The following is a 4,486-nucleotide window of genomic DNA, read 5'->3' on the forward strand; positions in this document are numbered from 1 at the left end:
CCGACCCGGCCGGTGGTGAACCGCTCGGGCGCCATATACACCCGCGACGGGTCGCCGTGCCCGAGACCGAAGTCGACGAGATACACGAAGTGGTCCGGGGTCAGCAGCACGTTTTCGGGCCGAACAGCCAAATGCACCAGCCCGGCGGCGTGCGCGGCGTCCAGCGCTAGCGCGACCTGCGCGACGATCGACGCGGCACGCGACGCTTCCAGTGGCCCCCGCTCGCGCAGCAGATCCCTGAGGCTGCCGCCGTCGACCAGCTGCATGTCGACGTAACAAACCCCGTGGATCGAACCGAAGTCGTGCACCGGGATGACATGCGGCTCCTCCAACAGCGCAGCGACACCGCAGTCCTGTCGAAAGCGTTGCTGGAAGCCGGGTTCCGCGGCGATGTCGGCGGAAACCAGCTTGACCGCGACCGTCCGGTCTCTAACCGTGTCGTGCGCGCGGTAGACCTCGCCCGTCACACCCGCTCCGATCAGCGATCGCAGCTCGTAGGGACCGAACCGGGTGCCAAGCCGCGAGGTCAATGGGCAGTCCTTTCGCTAGGTCGTAAAGGTCCAGCCCGGCGGGTTCCCCGAATGGGCGCCGACCTAACGTGCGGCGGCTCACGCGTGCGGGGGCACCGGGCACCAGAACAAGCCGCAGTTGAAATTGGGCGGTCCGGGCGGCCGCGGGTGCGGGGTGGCATTGATCGGGCCGCTCGGCCACCCGTAGACGGCACCGGTGTCGGCGTCGACCACGCCACGGTAATCGTAGTAATAGAGGTGGCACACGCCCATGTTCCAGTTGATGAAGTTGTCCGGGATGCGCTCGCCCGGGCACCACTGGCCGCAGGTGTGCCCCGCCGGGCAGTTGCCGCCGACGTGGCCGTACGGGTCGGCCTGCGCGACGCCCGCGGTCAGCCCCACACCGATGCCGGCCGTCAGCAGCGCGCCGGCCATCCACTTCATGTTCATGCCGCAATCACACGCCAGCCGGGCGGCTACCGATCCCATATCGACGTCAGCCGCCGTGACCTTTGTGCTTAGGGCCCCCGTGACCTGGCGGACCCGGCGGGGGCGCCGGCTGCGGGGTGCTCGTGGGTGTGGTGGTGGCGGTGGCGGTCGTCGGGGGCGGGGCCGGCGTGGTGGTCGTCGTCGTGGGCGTCGGCGGTGGCGCCGAGAACGGCGGATCGATCGCCAGCAGGAGGAGTGCCAACAGGAAGGCCGCCGCGATCGCCGCGATCCACCATTTGCGCCGGGGGCTGTCCGGCTCCAGCCGCGCGGGCGTGTAGGTCAGCACGGCGGGCGGCGGGGCTTCCATCACGCGGGTGCCGGTGGGCATCACCGGCGGCGGGGCGCCGACCAGCGCGGCCCGCATGGCACCCGCCTGGTCGAACCGCCAGGCGGGGTCGCGGGCCATCGCGCGCTCGATCGCGGCGGCGAGCGGCGGGGGCACGTCCGGACGCAGCGTGGCCAGCGGCGGCGGCGACTCCTGCAGGATCGCGCGCGCCAGCGCGCCCAGGTCCTCCTGCGGGAACGGCCGCCGCCCCGTCAGCGCCTCGTAACCCACCACGCCGACGGAGTACAGGTCGTCGAGCACCGTGGCCGGCTTGGACGTCAGCCGCTCGGGGCTCAGGTAGGCCATGCTGCCGACGACCTCGCCCGCCCTGGTGTAGGCGGCGCCGGAGGTCTTGGCGATGCCGAAGTCGGCGAGCTTGGGTTCCCCCGCGGCGGTGAACAGGATGTTGCCGGGCTTGACGTCGCGGTGCAGGATGCCGGCCTGATGCGCCTCGGCAAGGGCGTCCAGGACACCGTCGAGGACGGCGTGCACGAAGGGCACCGGCAGCGGCCCGCGGGCGATGTGGTCGGCCAGCGTCACTCCCGGTAGCCGCTCCATGACGATGAACGGCAACCCGTAGTGCTCGCCGACGTCGTGCACCACCACGACGTGCCTCCCGGTCAGCCGCGCGGCGACGCGCGCCTCGGTGTCGAACCGCGAACGGTTGTCCGGCCGGTCGGCCACCCCGGGGTAGAGCAGCTTGATGGCGACGGGGCGGTTGAGCTTCCGGTCCCACCCCTCGCGAACCTCGGCCATCGCACCACGGCCCAGGACGCCACGCAGCTCGTACCGGCCGTCGCCAAGGAGACCGCCCGGCACCAGGAGCACTCCGTTACTGCCCTGGCCGCGGTAGGACTGAGTTCCTTGGAGGTCCGTGTCGATCTCCTGTCGGAAAGCTGACTGCCCTGCTGGTTCCGGATAACCACAGAATCGGGAATCGAAACCCGCTGCTCAACAGGCGTTCAACAAGGGTTTCTGGGCCACCCCCGCAAACTCCCCGACGAAGCCGTTCCCCAGCCACCACCTGGGCTCGGTGTGCTCGAAGATCTCCTCACCCAGGGCGCGATCGCGCACCGACTTCTTGACGGGAAACGGATTCATCCCCGACTTGTATTCGACCCCGACCATGGCGGGGGCGTCCCGCCGGCCTCGCCGGGGCAGTAGCTCGAACCCGGCCTGCTCGAGCACCGCGTTCAATTCGGCGGGGCGGGGGAATCGCCGAAAGTCATGGTTCGGCTTGTGCAGACCGAACACGAACAACGGCCCGACCGTCACGAAACACAGCCACGTGCACACGTTGCGATCGGGCGCGACATAGAACATCCGGCCGCCCGGCCTCAGCGCGCGAAACACGCTGTCCACCAAGCGGCGGTGCTCGGTGCAGTGGTCGAGCACCCCATGCAGGTAAACCAGGTCGAATCGATCGGCCCCCAACACCTGTGGGTCACGCGCGTCGCCGACGACGAAGCTCACCCCCGGCTTGCCGGCAAAACGCTTGCGGGCCGCGTCGATCGACTTGTAGTCGACGTCGATGCCCACGATGTCCCAATCGCTTAGTCGCGGATCGCGGTTGAGCAATCCCTCGATAGCCCCGCCGCCGCCGCAACCGACCACCGCCATCCTCGGGCCCTCTACCGCAGGAAGATAGTGGCGCAGGAAGTCCCATGCGGCGTAGTCGATTTCGCCGACGAGGTCCGCGGTGAAGCGCCACTGTTCGCTGACCTCGGCATTGGAGAAGTAGCGCACCCCGCGCTCGATCGTGCCGTTGCTGATCCGCATCAGCGCGCGATCGATCAGCGAATAGTGGTACTCGGGCTCGCCTTTCGTGTCGTTGGCCCGTTCGCGATCGAGGAACTCGAAGTAGCGCCGCTCCTCGGGCTCGATCGGCGCCTCCCACGACTGCGCGTGCCCGAGCACGCGTTCCCGGATCCACGAGTCGATCACCCGGCTGTAGACGACCGTGTCGAACAGCATCAGCTGATGCCCGCCGCCGGGCATCATGAAGAAGTCCTTGGTGCCGCCGATCCGCTCGAAGCATGCCCGGCAGTGCTCGGCGCCGACGATCTCGTCGTGCTCCCCGCAGGTGATGAGGACGGGTTTCGTGTTGGCGGCGGCGGGTTTTGGCGGAACGTAGTTGAACACCGAGTGGTAGCTCTTGAGCCCGTACCGCCAGACGTAGAACGGGTCCTTCTTCTTGGCGTCGAGTAGCCCGGGGTCTTCCTGGTAGGCGGCCTCGAAGTCGATGACGCGTCGTAATGGGACCCGCAGCCGATCGCCGAACGTCTTGGCCGCCCACTTCGCCGGGCGCGACCGGAACAATCGGATCGCCGGGCTCATCGGCGCCTCGTGGTTCAACAGGATGTTCATGCACACGCCGGCCGTCACGGCCGGGCACGCGTCGAGCGCGTGGAACGCGACTTCCCCGCCCTGGCTGGCGCCGTGCAGGACGACCGGGAGGGACGTACGCCGCGCCGCGTAATCGGTTACCGCCCTGGTGTCTTCGAGGAAGTCCTCGAAGCTGAACACGCCCGGCTCCCCTTCGGTGCGGCCGTGGCCGGTCAGGTCGAACGAATAGACGGCCGCCGGAAAGTTCCGGCGCATGTGCTCGGCGAACGCGTCGTAGCTCTCGCTGTTGCCGGCGGTGCCGTGCACCAGCACCAACACGTAGTCGGCGGTGGGGTTGTCGTAGCGGCGCACGAAGATTCGTTTGCCGCCGGATCCGGTCACCGCGTCTTCGACCATCGGTTGATCGGTGAGGTTCGGGGTCATCGCCTGGGTTCCAATCCTTCGGTGATGCGGGCCGCGAGCAGTTGGGCGAACACGTCGAAGTCGCGACGGAAGGCCGAGGTGTCCGAAACGAACGGCCGCTGCATCGACATGCCCAGCAGCACGGTTTCGAAGAGGCGCACCGACTCGTCGATCAAGCGCTGCGGCACGTCGTCACCGGCGATGCGGCGCAGCGCCTCGCCGAGCTGCCGGCGTTGGGTATCGCGATAGTCGACATACGCGACCCGCAGGAACTCGTTGTGGTTGGCCGCCGCGGCGAACTCGACCATGAACGTGACCGCGTCGATGTTGTCGATGAACAAGGCGTACATCAGCCCGGCCGCCTCGGTCAGGCCCTCGCGCACCGACAGCCGCCCCGGCAGCCGCGTCGCCGCCG

At 68.7% G+C, this 4,486-nt stretch carries 4 protein-coding genes and 1 pseudogene; all 5 read right to left on the reverse strand.

The annotated features are described in order from the left end of the window. Positions 1 to 530, reverse strand: a 530-nt coding sequence (locus A9X05_RS24700; protein ID WP_156736952.1) for a serine/threonine-protein kinase, incomplete at its 3' end; no start/stop codon positions are given. Positions 531 to 608: 78 nt separating this feature from the next. Beyond that, positions 609 to 998 carry a hypothetical protein gene (locus A9X05_RS24705; RefSeq protein WP_156736955.1) on the reverse strand — a complete coding sequence of 130 codons (390 nt, stop codon included), beginning with the start codon at positions 996 to 998 and terminating at the stop codon, positions 609 to 611. Positions 999 to 1,005: 7 nt separating this feature from the next. Continuing rightward, complete coding sequence (locus tag A9X05_RS24710; RefSeq protein ID WP_067784633.1) at positions 1,006 to 2,142, reverse strand: serine/threonine-protein kinase; 1,137 nt, start codon at positions 2,140 to 2,142, stop codon at positions 1,006 to 1,008. A gap of 132 nt (positions 2,143 to 2,274) precedes the next feature. Continuing rightward, on the reverse strand, positions 2,275 to 4,092 hold the full coding sequence (locus A9X05_RS24715; protein ID WP_067784630.1) for an alpha/beta fold hydrolase: 1,818 nt from the start codon (positions 4,090 to 4,092) through the stop codon (positions 2,275 to 2,277). Next, positions 4,089 to 4,486: pseudogene (locus A9X05_RS31810) on the reverse strand (TetR/AcrR family transcriptional regulator); the annotation flags it as partial. The gene A9X05_RS24715 and the pseudogene A9X05_RS31810, both read right to left, overlap by 4 nt.

This window comes from Mycobacterium sp. E3298, from assembly GCF_001666895.1.
Lineage (GTDB): Bacteria > Actinomycetota > Actinomycetes > Mycobacteriales > Mycobacteriaceae > Mycobacterium.